11 protein-coding genes are annotated in these 17,035 nt (G+C 64.6%); 6 read left to right on the plus strand and 5 right to left on the minus strand.

The window, feature by feature from the left end; all coding sequences use genetic code 11:
• On the minus strand, window positions 1–2,586 hold a 2,586-nt coding region (locus ACNPP0_RS26885), incomplete at its 3' end, for a cation:proton antiporter (RefSeq protein ID WP_448707517.1).
• 235 nt (window positions 2,587–2,821) lie between these two features.
• On the opposite strand from ACNPP0_RS26885, the gene ACNPP0_RS26890 reads away from it, so the two are divergent.
• Window positions 2,822–3,613: a phosphodiesterase gene (locus ACNPP0_RS26890; protein ID WP_448707518.1), complete on the plus strand. Its 792-nt coding sequence runs from the start codon at window positions 2,822–2,824 to the stop codon at window positions 3,611–3,613.
• Window positions 3,614–3,912: 299 nt separating this feature from the next.
• Here ACNPP0_RS26890 and rpoH read toward each other — a convergent pair whose 3' ends face one another.
• From rpoH to fghA, 3 genes are all read right to left on the minus strand, one after another.
• Window positions 3,913–4,833: an RNA polymerase sigma factor RpoH gene (rpoH, locus tag ACNPP0_RS26895; RefSeq protein ID WP_442880265.1), complete on the minus strand. Its 921-nt coding sequence runs from the start codon at window positions 4,831–4,833 to the stop codon at window positions 3,913–3,915.
• Between the two features lie 118 nt (window positions 4,834–4,951).
• A complete protein-coding gene (locus ACNPP0_RS26900; protein ID WP_448707519.1) occupies window positions 4,952–5,641 on the minus strand; it encodes a hypothetical protein in 690 nt (229 codons plus the stop codon).
• A 96-nt stretch (window positions 5,642–5,737) separates the two neighbouring features.
• A complete protein-coding gene (gene fghA / locus ACNPP0_RS26905; protein ID WP_448707520.1) occupies window positions 5,738–6,604 on the minus strand; it encodes an S-formylglutathione hydrolase in 867 nt (288 codons plus the stop codon).
• A gap of 230 nt (window positions 6,605–6,834) precedes the next feature.
• On the opposite strand from fghA, the gene ACNPP0_RS26910 reads away from it, so the two are divergent.
• The 4 genes from ACNPP0_RS26910 to ACNPP0_RS26925 all read left to right on the plus strand — a co-directional run bounded on the left by ACNPP0_RS26910 (window position 6,835) and on the right by ACNPP0_RS26925 (window position 15,083).
• Window positions 6,835–7,593 carry a hypothetical protein gene (locus tag ACNPP0_RS26910; RefSeq protein ID WP_332609036.1) on the plus strand — a complete coding sequence of 253 codons (759 nt, stop codon included), beginning with the start codon at window positions 6,835–6,837 and terminating at the stop codon, window positions 7,591–7,593.
• A gap of 392 nt (window positions 7,594–7,985) precedes the next feature.
• A complete protein-coding gene (locus ACNPP0_RS26915) occupies window positions 7,986–12,725 on the plus strand; it encodes a glutamate synthase-related protein (protein ID WP_448707522.1) in 4,740 nt (1,579 codons plus the stop codon).
• An 8-nt stretch (window positions 12,726–12,733) separates the two neighbouring features.
• Complete coding sequence (gene gltD / locus ACNPP0_RS26920) at window positions 12,734–14,200, plus strand: glutamate synthase subunit beta (protein WP_332609040.1); 1,467 nt, start codon at window positions 12,734–12,736, stop codon at window positions 14,198–14,200.
• A gap of 244 nt (window positions 14,201–14,444) precedes the next feature.
• Window positions 14,445–15,083 carry an OmpW/AlkL family protein gene (locus tag ACNPP0_RS26925; protein WP_448707523.1) on the plus strand — a complete coding sequence of 213 codons (639 nt, stop codon included), beginning with the start codon at window positions 14,445–14,447 and terminating at the stop codon, window positions 15,081–15,083.
• Here the strand turns inward: ACNPP0_RS26925 and ACNPP0_RS26930 are convergent.
• Window positions 15,080–15,967, minus strand: a complete 888-nt coding sequence (locus tag ACNPP0_RS26930) for a LysR family transcriptional regulator (RefSeq protein ID WP_332609043.1) — start codon at window positions 15,965–15,967, stop codon at window positions 15,080–15,082. The two genes, ACNPP0_RS26925 and ACNPP0_RS26930, sit on opposite strands and share 4 nt — an antisense overlap.
• Before the next feature lie 64 nt (window positions 15,968–16,031).
• Here ACNPP0_RS26930 and ACNPP0_RS26935 point away from each other — a divergent pair.
• Window positions 16,032–17,035, plus strand: a 1,004-nt coding sequence (locus ACNPP0_RS26935; RefSeq protein ID WP_448707524.1) for a YbfB/YjiJ family MFS transporter, incomplete at its 3' end; no start/stop codon positions are given.

The following is a 17,035-nucleotide window of genomic DNA, read 5'->3' on the forward strand; positions in this document are numbered from 1 at the left end:
GCGGGCGGCGCGGGCCGCCTCGGCCGCTTCAGCCGCCTGCGCCGGGCTGGGCGCCGAAGCGGGCGCGGGCGATGGCGTGGCCGCTGCCTGAGACGCCTGCGAGAACTGCTTCCACACTTCGATGGCGCGCAGCCGCTGCTTGGCGACCACCTGGATCCGCTCGCGCAGATGCTCATCGCGCGCCAGCAGGGCGTGGAAGTCGCGCGATGTCAGCATCAGCAGCTTGCTGTAGCCCAGCGACGTAACTTCGGGCGTGATCTGCTGTTCGCCCAGCAGCCCCAGTTCGCCAAAGAACTCGCCGCTGCCCAGTTCGATCATGGTGTTGTCGGGCAGGTGCACCGCCACGGCGCCCGACGCCACAAAGCACATTTCCTCGCCATGCCGGCCCTTGGTCAGCACCCGTTGGTCGGGCAGCGCCAGGCGCGGCTTGAGCAGCTTGCTGATGGCGCGCAGCGAATCGGGCGACAGGCCCTCGAACAGCGGCACGCGCTTGATGAGTTCGGCCGCGCTCATTTCAATATCCAGCGGCGGGTGCGTGTCGATGTGCGCCCAACGGCTTTTCAACTGCGCCATCAAGTCTGCGTAGACCTCGCCGCTGATCAGAAACTGCTCAAGCATGTCGCGATAGCGGATGCGTTCAAGTTCCCGCGCGACGCGGCCCAGATAGCTTTCCTGCAACCATTGCGCATACGACGGGTATTGCAGGTTCAGCGCCTGCATGGCGCTTTCGACCAGGTCCAGCCTGCGCTGGTGCAGCGCCACGATGCGCTGCGTGGCCTCTTCGCCCAACAGGGGCGTGATCTGTTCGCGCGCAAAAACGATCAGCCGCTGCGCCACCGAACGCTTGCTCATCAAGTTGGCGAACCGTTGCCCCAGTTCGCGCGCCAACCAGCCCTGGAAGCCAAACAGATAGTGCATCCGCAACGCCAGCCGGAAGCCGGTGGAATAGCGCACGTCCTGCACGATGGCGCGCTCGAAGCCGGGCACACCGCCCAGCCGGATGGCGTCTTCCAGACGCTCGGCCCGTGCCAGCAAGGTTTCGGCCATGCGCCAATCCACGATCTGCGCTTTCAGGATGTCGAAGAACATTTCCTCTTCACGCTGCGCCACGATGGCCAGGCCCACGGACACGCGCTGCTCGTCGCTCATCTGGCTGACCTGGCCGTCGTGCACGCTGGTCAGGCTGGCGTCGAACACGGCGCGGATGCGGTCGCGCACTTCCGTGCCGATGTGCTCGGTCTTGGCGACTTCCTCCGTCTTGCCTTGCAGGTCCTCCAGGGCCACGGCCAGCGCCTGGTTGCGGATGGTGCGTTCCACCGGCGACAGCTGGTTAAGGCCCAGCATGCGGATCAGCGGCCGCAGGCTGATGCCGTTGATGAACAGCGTCAGCAGCACATAACTGGTGGTGGCCACCGCGATGAACTGGCGCGCCTCTTCGGGCACGCCGGTCTGCTCGGTTACGGCCAGCGCCAGCGCCAGCGACACGGCGCCGCGCAGCCCGCCCCACAACATCACTACTTTGTAGGGGTTGCTGACCTTGGTGCCCAGCCGGGTCAGCCCCAGCAGCGGCAACAGGCCGAATACGACAATGGCGCGCGCCACCAGGGTGGCGACGAACACCACGGCCACCAGCACCAGTTCCTGCCAATCGGCGGCCGCCATCAGCTTGGGGATGAGCATGGCCGCGAACAGGAAAATCAGGGAATTGGCCCAGAAGCCGAACTGTTCCCACGCGCTGGACAGGTATTCGAAGGTGGTGGGCGACATGCGTGTGCGGCCGGTGGACCCCACGACCAGCCCCGCGATCACGGTCGCGACCACGCCCGAGACGTTCAGATAGTGTTCCGAAATGAAGAAGGACAAGTAGGCCAGCGTCAACGTCAGCGTGATTTCGGCCGTGGGGAAGCCCCGCAACCAGGCAAACAGGAAGCAGGCCAGCCGCCCCATCGCAAAGCCGGCCACGCCGCCCCCGATGAAGTGCACGATGAAGTCGTTGAAGATGCCGCTGACGGTGAGCTCGCCGTGACCGCTCAGAACCGCCAGCAGCACGGAATACAGGGCGATGGACGCGGCATCGTTGAACAGGCTTTCGCCTTCGACCAGTGTGGTCAGGCGCTTGGGCGCGCCCACCTCTCGGAAAATGCCAACCACGGCAACCGGGTCGGTGGTGGCCACAATGGCGCCCAGCAGCAGGCATACCACCAGGCCGTAGGGCGAGATCGCGTCCAGCGTCACGCCCACCACCACGGTACACACCACGACGGCCACGATGGCCATCATCAGAATGGGTCCGATGTCGTCCATCAACCGGCGCACGTTCATGGACAGCGCGGTTTCGAACAACAGTACCGGCAGGAACACCATCAGGAAGGTTTCGGACGAAATCTCGAAGCGTTCCAGCGAATCCAGGAAGTCGGCGATCCAGCTGGGCGCCCAGCCGTGCACGTGGATCACAATACCCAACAAGCAACCGACGATAGCCAACAGCACCGAGTAGGGCAGCTTGAGGCGGCCCGCCAACGGCGGCATGAAGCAAACCAGAGTGAGCAGTCCGGCCAGGCCGAACACAAGAAAACCTACATCCATGGATGGCGCCGAGTCGCAAACAGTGAAAAGTTTCACAAGAATAGCGGCATTTTCGGCAGACACCGGGCAGGAACCTGTAGGGAATCGTAGAGAATGCACGTTTCGTTACCCGGCTTGCGTAGGCAGAAACGCGTCGCGCCATGTTTTTTGGGTAATGTTCAAACGTGCAAAACCCCCACAGGAGCGGCACTTGCCACGCGTCCATTCTTTGGCCCGGCGTCACGACGCGCCCGCCATGCTTGTCCAGTTGACCGACAGCCATCTGTTCGGCGAGCCCGACACGTCGATGCTGGGCGTCAATACCGACGCGAGCCTGCGCGCCGTGCTGCGCCAGATTGAAGCCGACGGCAAACGCCCTGATCTATTGCTGGCCACGGGCGACTTGTCCCAGGACGGCGAGGCCGCGGCTTATCGGCGGTTTGCGGCGATTCTGAGCCACGCAAGCGTGCTGTCCGGCGCGCAGATCCGCTGCCTGCCGGGCAATCACGACCAGCCCGCCGTGATGCGGCAGGAACTGCCCCAATGGTCCACACCGGTTACGGACGTGGGCGCCTGGCGCGTCGTCACACTGGACACCACCGTGCCCGGCTCCAATGCCGGCCATCTTCCCGACAGCCAGCTGGACATGCTGGAAGCCGCGCTTGCCGAGGCGCCCGGACGCCACACCTTGATCGCCATGCATCACAACCCGATGCAGATGGACAGCCACTGGCATGACTCGATGATGATCGACAACCCGCAGGCGCTATTCAAGCGCCTGACCCGATGGCCACAGGCGCGCGTGCTGCTGTGGGGCCACGTGCATCACGAATTCGACCGTCGTCGTCACAACCTGCGCATGCTGGCCACGCCGTCGACCTGCTTTCAGTTCAGCATCCGCGACGGCAAGCATGTGGTGGACAACCTGGCGCCGGGTTATCGCTGGATCAAGCTTTATCAGGACGGGTCGATGGCCACCGGCGTGCGTCGCGTGCAGGACGCGCTGTGGCATACGGCCCTTGCGGCGGATAACGCGCAGGCCGCATAAAAATCGGGGCACCAGATATACGAATATATGTGGTGCCCCGCAAGCATCCGTCTCATAGGGGAGGGGAAAGAGGAGAAGCCGAGACGGATGGCAAGACTGCTAACCAAAGTTCGCGGTCTACATGAAGTTAGTCGGCGCACGCTTTATTAAGTTTCTGGAAGACCGCGAAATTCAGCGGGTAATTTGTATCAAGTTAGTTTGCAGGCCGCGCACCGTCGCAGTGGCGGCGCCGTGAATGCCAGGCGCCGCGCAAAAGAAAAGGGCCGCATAAGCGGCCCTTTGTATGCAGCACCGGCGGATCAGGCAGCCAGGTTGCCGCGCATTTTCTTCAGCGCGGCGGCTTCGATCTGGCGAATGCGTTCGGCCGATACGCCGAACTCTTGTGCCAGTTCGTGCAGCGTGGCGCCACCGTCATCTTGCAGCCAGCGGGCTTCGACGATGCGGCGCGAGCGGGCGTCCAGCGCCTCGAGCGCGCCGTTCAAACCGGTGCTTTGAAGCTCGTCGCGCGCGGCGCGTTCCAGCACGCGCGTGGGTTCCTGGCGACCGTCGTCGGACAGGTAGGCGATGGGCGCATAGCTGTCGTCATCGTCGTCCTGGTTTTCCAGTGACATTTCGCGGCCCGACAGACGCACTTCCATTTCGCTGACGTCTTCGCGACGCACGTTCAGTTCGCGCGCGATGTGGTCAACCTGATCGGGGTCCAGCGTCTGGCCATCGGGACGCATGCTGCGCAGGTTGAAGAACAGCTTGCGCTGCGCCTTGGTGGTGGCGACCTTCACCAGGCGCCAGTTGCGGATGATGTATTCGTGGATTTCGGCCTTGATCCAGTGCACGGCAAACGACACCAGGCGCACGCCGCGCTCGGGGTCGAAACGCTTCACGGCTTTCATCAGGCCAACGTTGCCTTCCTGGATCAGGTCGGCATGCGGCAGGCCGTAGCCCAGGTATTGGCGCGCCACCGACACCACCAGGCGCAGGTGCGACAGAATCAATTCACGCGCAGCGCCCAGGTCTTCCTGGTCGCGCAGGCGACGGCCCAGCTCGGTTTCACGCTCGGCCGACAGTACCGGCAGGCGGTTGACCGAAGAAATATACGCGTCGATCGTGCCAAGTGCGCCCGGATTGGCAATGGCCAACGCCAGAGCGTTGCCGGAAGCGGCCAACGAGGTACTGGGTTGTTTCATAGCGGGGGTCTCCGGAAAGCGAAGGGGTAACGACATGGATTCGATGTTAGCACTCTAGTAAAGGGAGTGCTAATTCGACTATTGCGACGCATCAAAGTTTCCACTTTGAAACCCGTCCCTGTTTGTTTCCGCAGCCAGGGCGGCGGGGCGGGTACTACCAGCCCAGGCGTTTCAAGCCCTCGGCCGTGGCCTCGCCGTCCGGGCGGATGAACAAGGCGCCGCGCGGGTCCATGAACACCTGGTACTTCGCGCCGTCGAACAGGGGCATGTATGCGCCGCTTCCGAATTGGACATCCACAAAGGGGAACCAGTTCGGAAAACTCTTTTTCAGCGACCCCAAATCAGGCGCGGGCCAGTCGTCCAAGGCGTGGACGGAGCGCGTGGCCGAGGCCTCGCGGGCGACGTCGCTATATCTTCCCGACAAGCGCTCCAGGCGATACAGCGGCGGTACGCCTGCCATCAACGCCGGCAGACGCCAGCGTACGACGCGGGCATCGATCTGCCACTGATCGCCATATAGAACGTACTGCTTGGGGCCCACGCCGGGCGCGTCGGTGGTGACCTGAAACTGCCCCTCGGCCTGCTGCCGGACTTCAACGCGGGCCACGGATTCGTCCGCGGTCAGCCTGAAAAACTGCACCAGCGACAGGGCCAGCAGCCCGGACACACACCCCAGCAGCACCAGCATCAGGCCGAACAGCCGGCGCACCGGCCGGAACTGGAAGACCTTGCGGCCGCGCTCGTCGCGGGGTCCGCCCCGTCCAAGCAGCATGACAAGGCCGGGTAGCAGGACGACGACGGCGCCTAGCAAAATCCAGACAAAAGGGGCGAGGCCGTTGATCAAATGACGGGTTCCTATGGGGCGCCGCAGGTTACAGCCCGACGCGCCCAGAACGCCGCGAGCCCACCGCAGCGGGCCTTTCAGTATAAAAGCGTGGCTTTAAGCCGCCGGTTTTCCAAGGCGTTCGACGTGAAACCGGATGTGATCCTCGATGAACGTCGAGATGAAGTAATAGCCGTGGTCGTAGCCCGGTTGGCGACGCAGCGTCAGGGGCTGGTCGGCCGCTGCGCAGGCGGCTTCAAATACCTCGGGATACAACTGGTCGACCAGGAATTGGTCTGATTCGCCCTGGTCGATCAGGATGCCGGCGGGAAAAGGCTGCTTCAAGCCGCGCATCAGGACCGAGGCATCATAGGCGGCCCAATCCGTTTCGTTGCCGCCCAGGTAGGCGGCGAATGCCTTCTTGCCCCAGGGGCACAGGCTGGGCGCAGCGATCGGCGCGAAGGCTGACACCGAGCGAAACTTGCCGGGGTTGCGCAGCGCCAGCACCAGCGCGCCATGGCCGCCCATGGAGTGGCCAAAGATACCGGTGCGCGATGCATCGCCGGGCAGCGTGTCGCCCGTGACGATGGCGTGCAGTTCGTCGGTCACGTAGGTGTACATGCGGTAGTGATCGCGCCAGGCCGGCGTCACGGCGTCGACATAGAAGCCCGCGCCGGTGCCCAAGTCCCAGCTTTCTTCTTCGCCGGGCACGTTGGCGCCGCGCGGGCTGGTGTCGGGCGCAACCAGCATGACGCCAAGTTCCGCGGCCAGCCGCTGAGCCCCGGCTTTGATCATGAACGTTTCTTCCGTGCAGGTCAGACCCGCCAGATAGAACAGTACTGGCACGGGGCCGGCATCCGCTTGCGGCGGAACGAAGACCGAAAATCGCATCGGCAGGCCGATCTGCGTGGACTCGTGGCGGTAGTACCGCTGCGTACCGCCAAAACAGCGATGCTGGGAAATAAGCTCCAGGGCCACGGGCATGGACGTTCTCCGGTCGGGGGATGAAAAATTCGTCGACGGGTTAGGGTATATCCACGGTACGACGTTCCGTCGCCGAATGTTAACCTGCTGTGCATACAGGCCGGACGACAAAAAAACCCGAATCCGTGCCCATATTGTGATCACGGGACTTGACCAGCGCCCACCGTGGCACTATTTATATACCGTGAGCGAAGACAACCCGTTCTTCCAGATACGCAAGCCCTGACACTATGGCCCGTCTGCCCCGTCTGTACGCCCCTGGGCTGCCCCAACTGGTGCAGGCCAATTTCATTTCGCCGTTGGCGGCGCCGTCTCAGCCCGCCCCGGCCGATATCCTGAACCAACTGGCCACCTGGCTGGGCGAATCTGCTCAACGCCATCGGGTGTCGGTTCATGGCTGGTTGCTGGCCAATGACCGCATCCTGCTGCTGGCCACTCCCGCTGACGAAGAAGGCCTGCCGCGCTTGATGCAGACGCTGGGCCGCAACCTGGCGGCGCGGCTGCGCGGCGGCCGGGTCTTCGCGGGGCGTTACCGATCCGCGCTGCTGGAACCGGGCGCGTGGGTGCTGCCCGCGCTGGTCTGGCTGGAGACGTATCCCGTGCGCAGCGGCGCATCGCAAGATCCGGATTCCTGGCCCTGGTCGTCCGCGTCCAGCCATACGGGCAATACCCATGCCGCGCCGGCGCAGTGGCAGTCCGATCACGCTGACTACTGGGCTTGCGGCAACACGCCCTTCGACCGTCAGGCCAATTACCGCAAGCGCTTGCAAGACGGCCTGTCGCGCGAAGAATCGCAGCGCATCGATCAGGCCGTCTCTGGCCAATGGGCATTGGGCGGCCCCAGCTTCATTGCCAGCCTGGCGCATACGGCCAGCAGACGCGTGGCCCCCGGCCAGCGCGGTCGGCCGCGCAAGAAGCCCGCAACAACGACAGAGTCGGACACGCCGTCCCCGCCGCCGCCACCCGGTTCCGGGCAAAGCTCTTCCTGATAAACGAACCCGCCGCTACCCGGCGGGTTTTTTCTTGTGGGCCGCCCGTGCGCCGCAGGCTGCCCTTGTGCACTTTTTGCGACACGCGAAAGTGCGATTTCCACAGAACGCCTCAGCCCGATTTCCCCTGGCCATCGCAGCCGATAAACGGGGACACATAACGAGATTTTGCCCAATTCAGGTGCATGCTCGAACCGCCTCCTCTATACCGCCCCCTGCCAGGCCAATAACGGCGCGGGCGTTGAAGCGTCCCTATATTTGTGCCCTATGACGGCGCATCGATATAAATAGGGTCGCACCCTGTATGTTTCTGTTGCGCCCTACTGTCGCCGGGGGTATTGTCCGACTCCTGCACTGCAACATTACGACGCAGGCCCACTGCGGAGCGCGCCATGCCCCAAATTACCCCCCCCGAATCCTGTTCCACGCCCAAGGCCACCCCGATCGATGCTTCGCGCATTGGTTTCCCGGCAGCTCAGGGCCTGTACCACCCCAAGAACGAACATGACGCCTGTGGCGTCGGATTCGTTGCACACATCAAGGGCAAGAAAAGCCACGCGATCATCCAGCAGGGTCTGAAGATCCTTGAAAACCTGGACCACCGCGGCGCTGTCGGTGCCGACAAGCTGATGGGCGACGGCGCGGGCATTCTGATCCAGATTCCCGACACGCTTTATCGCGACGAGCTCAGCCAGCAAGGCATCATCCTGCCGCCCCCGGGCGAATACGGCGTGGCCATGGTGTTCCTGCCCAAGGAAACCGCCTCGCGCCTGGCTTGCGAACAAGAGCTGGAACGCTCGGTTCGCGCCGAAGGCCAGGTGGTGCTGGGCTGGCGCAATGTGCCGGTGGACGTCGACATGCCCATGTCACCCACGGTGCGCGATTGCGAACCGGTCATCCGCCAGCTGTTCATCGGCCGCGGCGCCGACGTGATGGTGCCCGACGCGCTGGAACGCAAGCTGTACGTGATCCGCAAGACGGCCAGCCACGCCATCCAGAACATGCATCTGGCCCACGGCAAGGAATACTTCGTGCCGTCCGCATCGGTGCGCACGGTGGTCTACAAGGGCCTGCTGCTGGCCGACCAGGTGGGCCGCTACTACCGCGACCTGGCCGATACTCGCACGGTGTCCGCCCTGGCGCTGGTGCACCAGCGCTTCTCGACCAACACGTTCCCCGCCTGGCCGCTGGCCCACCCGTACCGCATGATTGCGCACAACGGTGAAATCAACACGGTCAAGGGCAACTTCAACTGGCTGCGCGCCCGCGAAGGCATGATGCAGTCGGCCGTGCTGGGCGACGACCTGAAAAAGCTGTACCCCATCGTCTATGAAGGCCAGTCGGACACCGCCACGTTCGACAACTGCCTGGAACTGCTGGTCAATTCCGGCTATTCCCTGGCGCACGCCATGATGATGATGATCCCGGAAGCCTGGGAACAGCACACGCAGATGGACGAGTCCCGTCGCGCGTTCTACGAATACCACGCCGCCATGATGGAGCCGTGGGACGGCCCCGCCGCCGTCGCGTTCACCGACGGCCGCCAGATCGGCGCCACGCTGGACCGCAACGGCCTGCGCCCCGCCCGCTATCTGGTCACCGATGACGACATGGTCATCCTGGCGTCCGAAGCCGGCACGCTGTCGATTCCCGAGAACCGCATCGTCAAGAAGTGGCGTTTGCAGCCGGGCAAGATGTTCTTGATCGACCTGGAACAGGGCCGCATCATCGACGACGCCGAAATCAAGCTGCAACTGGCCAACAGCCGCCCGTACCGCCAATGGATCGAGCGCCTGCAGATCAAGCTGGAATCGCTGCCGGCCCCGCGCCAGGCCGCCGTCGCCACGCAGTCGGCCGTGTCGTTGCTGGACCGCCAGCAGGCATTCGGCTGGACCCAGGAAGACTACAAGTTCATCCTGGAACCCATGGCGTCCACCGGCGAGGAAGTCATCGGCTCGATGGGCAATGACGCCCCGCTGGCCGTGCTGTCCGACCGCGCCAAGCCGTTCTACAACTATTTCCGCCAGTTGTTCGCGCAGGTCACGAACCCGCCCATCGACCCCATCCGCGAACAGCTGGTGATGTCGCTGGTGTCGTTCATCGGCCCCAAGCCCAACCTGCTGGACATCAACAACGTCAACCCACCGCTGCGCCTGGAAGTGTCCCAGCCGGTGCTGGACTTTGCCGCCATGGCGCAGATCCGCGACATCGAGCAGGTCACGGGCAAGAAATTCCGCAGCTTCGAACTGGACATCACGTACCCCGCCGCCTGGGGCCCCGAGGGCATTGAAGCCCGCGTGGCCGCGCTGTGCGCGCGCGCCGTCGATGCCGTGCAAAGCGGCTACAACATCCTGATCGTGTCGGACCGCCTGGTCGACAGCGAACGCGTGGCCATCCCCGCCCTGTTGGCAACGTCGGCCGTGCACCAGCACCTGATCCGCGCCGGCCTGCGCACCAATACCGGCCTGGTCGTGGAAACCGGGTCCGCGCGTGAAGTGCACCACTTCGCGCTGCTGGGCGGGTACGGTGCCGAGGCCATTCACCCCTACCTGGCGCTGGAATCGCTGGGCAAGATGAATGACCCCGAAAAGGCCGTGAAGAACTTCATCAAGGCCATCGGCAAGGGCTTGAACAAGGTCATGTCCAAGATGGGCATCTCGACCTACATGTCTTACACCGGCGCGCAGATCTTCGAAGCCGTGGGCCTGCAAAGCAACCTGGTGAACAAGTACTTCACCGGCACCTCGTCCAACATTGAAGGCATCGGCATCTTCCAGGTGGCCGAAGAAGCGCTGCGTCAGCACCGCGCGGCGTTCAGCACCGACCCGGTGCTGGCCAACGACCTGGAAGCCGGCGGCGAATACGCCTATCGCGTGCGCGGCGAAGAGCACATGTGGACGCCGGATTCCATCGCCAAGTTGCAGCACGCCTCGCGCGCCAACAACTACCGCACCTATAAGGAATACGCGCAGATCATCAACGACCAGAGCCGTCGCCACATGACCCTGCGCGGCCTGTTCGAATTCCGCTTCGACCCGTCGCGCGCCATCCCGCTGGATGACGTCGAACCCGCCAAGGACATCGTCAAGCGCTTTGCCACCGGCGCCATGTCGCTGGGCTCGATCTCGACCGAAGCGCACTCGGTGCTGGCCGTGGCCATGAACCGCATCGGCGGCAAGTCCAACACCGGCGAAGGCGGCGAAGACGAACTGCGCTACCGCGCCGAAATGCGCGAAGGCAAGAGCACCATCAAGGACGGCGACACGCTGGCCTCGCTGCTGGGCTCGGACCGCATCGAAGCCGATGTCGTGTTGAAGAAGGGCGATTCGCTGCGTTCGAAGATCAAGCAGGTGGCCTCGGGCCGTTTCGGCGTGACCGCCGAATACCTGTCGTCCGCCGACCAGATCCAGATCAAGATGGCGCAGGGCGCCAAGCCCGGCGAAGGCGGCCAGCTGCCCGGCCACAAGGTGTCGGAATACATCGCCAAGCTGCGTTATTCCGTGCCGGGCGTGGGCCTGATTTCGCCCCCGCCGCACCACGACATCTATTCCATTGAAGACCTGGCCCAGCTGATCCACGACCTGAAGAACGTGAATTCCAAGGCGTCGGTGTCGGTCAAGCTGGTGTCCGAAGTGGGCGTGGGCACGGTGGCCGCCGGTGTCGCCAAGGCCAAGGCCGATCACGTTGTGATCGCCGGCCATGACGGCGGCACGGGCGCATCGCCGGTGTCGTCCATCAAGCACGTGGGCACGCCCTGGGAACTGGGCCTGGCCGAAACGCAGCAGACGCTGGTGCTGAACCGCCTGCGCAGCCGCATCCGCGTGCAGGCCGACGGCCAGATGAAGACCGGCCGCGACGTCGTCATCGGCGCGCTGCTGGGCGCCGATGAATTTGGCTTCGCCACCGCGCCGCTGGTTGTCGAAGGCTGCATCATGATGCGCAAGTGCCACCTGAACACCTGCCCGGTGGGCGTGGCCACGCAAGACCCGGTCCTGCGCAAGAAATTCCAGGGCAAGCCGGAACACGTCGTCAACTTCTTCTTCTTCATTGCCGAAGAAGTGCGCGAAATCATGGCGCAGCTGGGCATCCGCAAGTTCGACGACCTGATCGGCCGCGCCGATCTGCTGGACATGCGTTCGGGCGTTGAGCACTGGAAGGCGCAAGGGCTGGACTTCGCCCGCGTGTTCCACCAAACGCAATCCGACGCCGACGTGCGTCAGACCGAAGAGCAGGACCACGGCCTGGCCGGCGCGCTGGATCATCAGTTGATCGACCGCAGCCGCCCCGCGCTGGAACGCGGCGAAAAGGTGTCGTTCATCGTGCCGGTGCGCAACCGCAACCGTACGATCGGCGCCATGCTGTCGGGCGCCGTGGCCTCGCGCTACGGCCACGACGGCCTGCCCGACGACACCATCCACATCCAGTGCAACGGCACCGCCGGCCAGAGCTTCGGCGCGTTCCTGGCGCACGGCATCACGATGGACCTGGTGGGCGAAGGCAACGACTACGTCGGCAAGGGCTTGTCGGGCGGCCGCATCATCGTGCGCTCGCCCAATGACTTCCGCGGCTTCGGCCCCGACCACATCATTGCCGGCAACACCGTGCTGTACGGCGCGTTGGCGGGCGAGGCGTTCTTCAACGGCGTGGCCGGCGAACGTTTCGCGGTGCGTAACTCGGGCGCGGCGACGGTTGTCGAAGGCACGGGCGACCACGGGTGCGAATACATGACGGGCGGCACGGTCGTGGTGCTGGGCGCCACGGGCCGCAACTTCGCGGCCGGCATGTCGGGCGGCGTGGCCTACGTGTGGGACCCCGAGCGCACGCTCAAGCATCGCGTCAACCTGTCGATGGTCGAACTGGAAGGCGTGGCGCCGCACTCGGAACAGCAAGCGCTGAACAACATCGACATCTGGCACAGCGCGCAGCGCGGTGGCGAACGCGAGACGGATGAAACCATCCTGCGCCGCCTGGTGGAAGACCACTTCCGCTACACCGGCAGCTACCGCGCCCGCGAGATCCTGGGCGACTGGGAAGCCTCGCGCGGCAAATTCGTAAAGGTCATGCCGACGGACTACCGTCGCGCATTGGGTGAAATGTGGCGTGCAGCCAACCAGCAACAACTGGCTGCGTGAGGGATACCATGGGAAAGATAACTGGCTTTATGGAATTTCAGCGTCTGCAAGAGGCCTCCGAGGCCCCGCAGAAGCGGCTAAAGAACTGGCGCGAATTCGTGCTGCACCTGACCGATGATCAGGCCAAGCAGCAAGCCGCGCGCTGCATGGACTGCGGCATCCCGTTCTGCAACAACGGCTGCCCGGTCAACAACATCATCCCCGACTGGAATGACCTGGTGTACAAGCAGGACTGGCGCCGCGCGCTGGACGTGCTGCACTCCACCAACAACTTCCCGGAATTCACGGGCCGCATCTGCCCGGCCCCGTGTGAGGCCGCCTGTACCTTGAACATCAACAGCGACGCCGTGGGCATCAAGTCCATCGAACACGCGATCATCGACAAGGGCTGGGAAGAAGGCTGGGTGGCGCCGCAAGTGCCGGCCCGCAAGACGGGCAAGAAGGTCGCCGTGGTGGGCTCCGGCCCCGCCGGCATGGCGTGCGCGCAGCAACTGGCGCGCGCCGGCCACTCGGTGACGCTGTTCGAAAAGAGCGACCGCATCGGCGGCCTGCTGCGTTACGGCATCCCCGACTTCAAGCTGGAAAAGCACCAGATCGATCGCCGCATTTCGCAGATGGAAGCGGAAGGCGTTGAGTTCGCGCCGTCCACCTACATCGGCAATCCGAAAGACCCCGTGGCCGATGGCCTGACGGTGCGCACGCCGGAATCGCTGAAGGCGGAATTCGACGCCATCGTCATGACGGGCGGTTCGGAAACGCCGCGTGACCTGCCGGTTCCCGGCCGCGAGCTGTCGGGCGTGTATTTCGCCATGGACTTCCTGCGCCAGCAGAACAAGGCAGTCGCCGGTGACCGCCTGACGAACCAGACGCTGGCCAAGGGCAAGCACGTGGTCGTGATCGGCGGCGGCGATACCGGTTCGGATTGCGTGGGTACCAGCAACCGCCATGGCGCTGCATCGGTCACGCAATTTGAGTTGATGCCGCAGCCGCCCGAGTCCGAGAACAAGACGATGACGTGGCCGTACTGGCCGCTGAAGATGCGCACATCGTCCTCGCACGAAGAAGGCTGCGAGCGCGATTGGTCCGTGACCACCAAGCTGCTCAAGGGCAGCAACGGCAAGGTCGAAAAGCTGGTCGGCGCGCGCGTCGAGTGGTTCAAGGACGAAGCCACCGGCCAGATGAAGATGCGCGAAGTCGAGGGTTCGGAATTCGAGATCAAGGCGGATCTGGTGCTGCTGGCCATGGGCTTCGTATCGCCGGTGCAAACGGTGCTGGATGCGTTCGGCGTGGATCGCGATGCGCGCGGCAATGTGCGCGCCAACACCGACGACTACCGCACCAACGTCGAAAAGATCTTTGCCGCGGGCGACATGCGCCGGGGCCAGTCGTTGGTGGTCTGGGCCATCCGCGAAGGCCGCCAGTGCGCGCGCTCGGTGGACGAGTTCCTGATGGGCAGCACCGAACTGCCGCGCTGATCTTCCGGCATCGCAAGACACTCGCGGGCCCCACGCACGACCCATTCGCCGCCTTCGCGCCCTTTGCGCCAAGGCGGCGAATGCTATTGAAAACGCCGAACGACATCGCATCGCCAGCGCCCCGCTGTTGCCGCGCCACCACGGCGGGTTCCGCATCTTTTAACGGTTTGACACACATCAATCTGGCCTTGGGCCGGGTCTGAGAACCTGTGGTCTCACCTTACGGAAAGATCGGAGAAGAAAAATGTTTTCGCTGAACGGGCGTATCCGCGCCACCGCCATCGCCGCACTGACCGCCGCCGGCGCACTTGCCACGCCGGCGCATGCGCACGAAGCGGGCGACGTGCTGTTCCGAGTGGGCGTGACGCAGGTGCGGCCCTCTTCCAACAACGGCACGGTGCTGGACGGCAGCGTCAAGCTGGATGCGAACAACAACGTGCGCCCGAGCTTCACGCTGGGCTACATGGTGACGCGCAACATCGGCATCGAACTGCTGGGCGCATGGCCGTTCCAGCACGACGTCAGCGGCAGCGGTTTGGGCAAGATCGGCTCCAGCAAGCAACTGCCCCCGACCTTAAGCCTGCAATGGCACATCCTGCCCGACAGCATGATCCAGCCGTACATCGGCGTGGGCATCAACTACACGCACTTCTTCGACACCAAGGCCGAAGGCGCGCTGAAGGGTTCCGACCTGAAGATGGGCGATTCGTGGGGCGTGGCCGCGCAACTGGGCGCGGACTTCAAGATCAACGAACGCTGGTTCATGAACGCCGACATCCGCTACATCGACATCAAGTCGAAGGTGAAGCTGGACGGCCAACACATCGGCACGGCTCGCATCGACCCGTGGGTGGCGACGCTGGGCGTCGGCTACCGCTTCTAAGCGGATGTTGTTGTGCGGCCCGGCGTCTGCAATTGCAGGCGCAAGGCCTGCAACGCGGGCGTATCGTCGTCCGCGCGCCAGACCAGCTGCGTCACGGCGGTAGCGTAAGGGCCCGTCAGTGCGCTGACGTGGACGGAATGCTCCGCCCCCAGCACCGCCAAGACCGAGCGCGGCACGATGGCCACGCCCGAGCCCGCCGCCACACACGCCACGATGGCGTGATACGACGCAAACTCCATCACCCTGCCCGGCGCCACGCCTTCGTGGTGCAGCCACGATTCCAGGATGCGGCGGTACGAACACCCTGCCGCGAACGCGATGACGGTGCGGTCGCCAAGGTCGCGCGCGTTGCCGATGGGCCCCCATGCCAGGGGCGATATCAATGCCAGGGTTTCCTGGAAGGCGTCCAGGGTAGACAGACCCTCTGCCGGAAACGGCTGGGCAACAAACGCCGCTTCAATTTCGTAATTGCGCACCTGCGCGGCCAATGCGCCCGACGTGCCGGTGACCAGTTCAATACCCACTTGCGGCCACGCCGCGTGATAGGACGCCAGGATCGGCGGCAGGCGCGCGGCCGCTGTGCTTTCCATGGTGCCGATGCGCAGCACGCCCTGCGGGGCGCCGTCGCGCACGGCGGCTTGCGCTTCGTCCGACAATCGCAGCAGCCGGTCGGCATAGGACAGCAGCACGCGGCCCTGGTCCGACAGCACCAGCCGGCGATTCTGGCGCCGAAACAGCGGGGCGTTCAATGAAGCCTCCAACTGCTTCAGGCGCGTGGACACATTGGACTGCACCCGGTTCAGGTGCAGGGCCGCGCGCGCGACGCCACCCTGGTCGGCCACGGCCTTGAAAATCTGCAACGCATCGAGATCCAAGTTTCTCATTTCAAGAACCTATGTTCTTAATAATTCACTATTAAAGATATAAGTACAGCCGTAGAGTAGGCCCATGTCAACGCCTGCTTACCCTTCCGTTTCCGATTCCGTATCCGCCGCCGATACCCGCAGCGCGCTCAGCCTGGCCTGGCCTGCCGCCCTGGCCCTGGCTGCCGCCATGGGCATCGGCCGCTTTGCCTTCACCCCCGTCTGGCCCCTGATGGCCGAGGAAGGCGGTTTGTCTCTGGCACAGGGCAGTTGGATTGCATCGGCCAACTACGCCGGGTATCTGCTGGGCGCGCTGGCGGCCGTGGCGTGGCCCGTACGCCACGCACGTCAGGTACGCGCGCAGCTTGCCATCAGCCTGCTGGCGGTGGCGCTGTTGACGCTGGTCATGCCCCTGACGCATGACGTGGCCCTGTGGTGCGCCCTGCGCCTGGCCGCCGGCTATGCCAGCGCCAGCGCGTTCATCTGCGTCGCGGCGGGCCGGACGGTGGCGCCGGGCGACCCCCGGGAACCGGCCGCGTCGGCGCTGACCTATGCGGGCGTGGGCGCCGGTATCGCGCTGACCGGCTTGGCCTGCCTGTCGCTGATGGCCTGGGGCGTGCGGGCGGATGGCACCTGGCTGGCGCTGGGCGGGCTGACGCTGGCCTTGTCCGCCATCGCCTGGCCGGGCCTGAACCGGCCGTCGCCTGGCACCTCATTGACGCCGCACGCCGGCCCGCCGGCGCGTGTGCCCCGCGTCACCGCCCGGCTGGCCTTGCATTACGGCGTCTTCGGCATCGGCTACATCATCCCCGCCACCTTTCTACCGGCCATGGCCAAGCAGGTCATCGCCAACCCCGCCGTGTTCGGCTGGGCATGGCCGCTGTTCGGGCTGGCCGCTGCCGTATCGTGCCTGCTGGTTCCCCGGCTGGCACGGGCCCGCGATGAAAAGCGCGTCTGGCAGGCCGCGCAGGCGCTGATGGCCGCCGGCATGCTGGCTGCCGCGCTGTGGCACCACATCGCCGCCGTGATCGTGGCGGCGCTGCTGGTGGGCGGCACGTTCATGGTGATTACGCAGGCCGGCATGCTGAC

Source organism: Achromobacter semiaridum (genome assembly GCF_053543755.1).

What these genes read in the sequence shown, in the direction of transcription:
- ACNPP0_RS26890 (WP_448707518.1), top strand. Translation starts at nt 2,822, where the DNA reads ATGCTTGTCCAGTTGACCGACAGCCATCTGTTCGGCGAGCCCGACACG.
- rpoH (WP_442880265.1), bottom strand. Translation starts at nt 4,833, where the DNA reads ATGTCGTTACCCCTTCGCTTTCCGGAGACCCCCGCTATGAAACAACCC.
- fghA (WP_448707520.1), bottom strand. Translation starts at nt 6,604, where the DNA reads ATGCCCGTGGCCCTGGAGCTTATTTCCCAGCATCGCTGTTTTGGCGGT.
- ACNPP0_RS26910 (WP_332609036.1), top strand. Translation starts at nt 6,835, where the DNA reads ATGGCCCGTCTGCCCCGTCTGTACGCCCCTGGGCTGCCCCAACTGGTG.
- ACNPP0_RS26915 (WP_448707522.1), top strand. Translation starts at nt 7,986, where the DNA reads ATGCCCCAAATTACCCCCCCCGAATCCTGTTCCACGCCCAAGGCCACC.
- gltD (WP_332609040.1), top strand. Translation starts at nt 12,734, where the DNA reads ATGGGAAAGATAACTGGCTTTATGGAATTTCAGCGTCTGCAAGAGGCC.
- ACNPP0_RS26925 (WP_448707523.1), top strand. Translation starts at nt 14,445, where the DNA reads ATGTTTTCGCTGAACGGGCGTATCCGCGCCACCGCCATCGCCGCACTG.
- ACNPP0_RS26930 (WP_332609043.1), bottom strand. Translation starts at nt 15,967, where the DNA reads ATGAGAAACTTGGATCTCGATGCGTTGCAGATTTTCAAGGCCGTGGCC.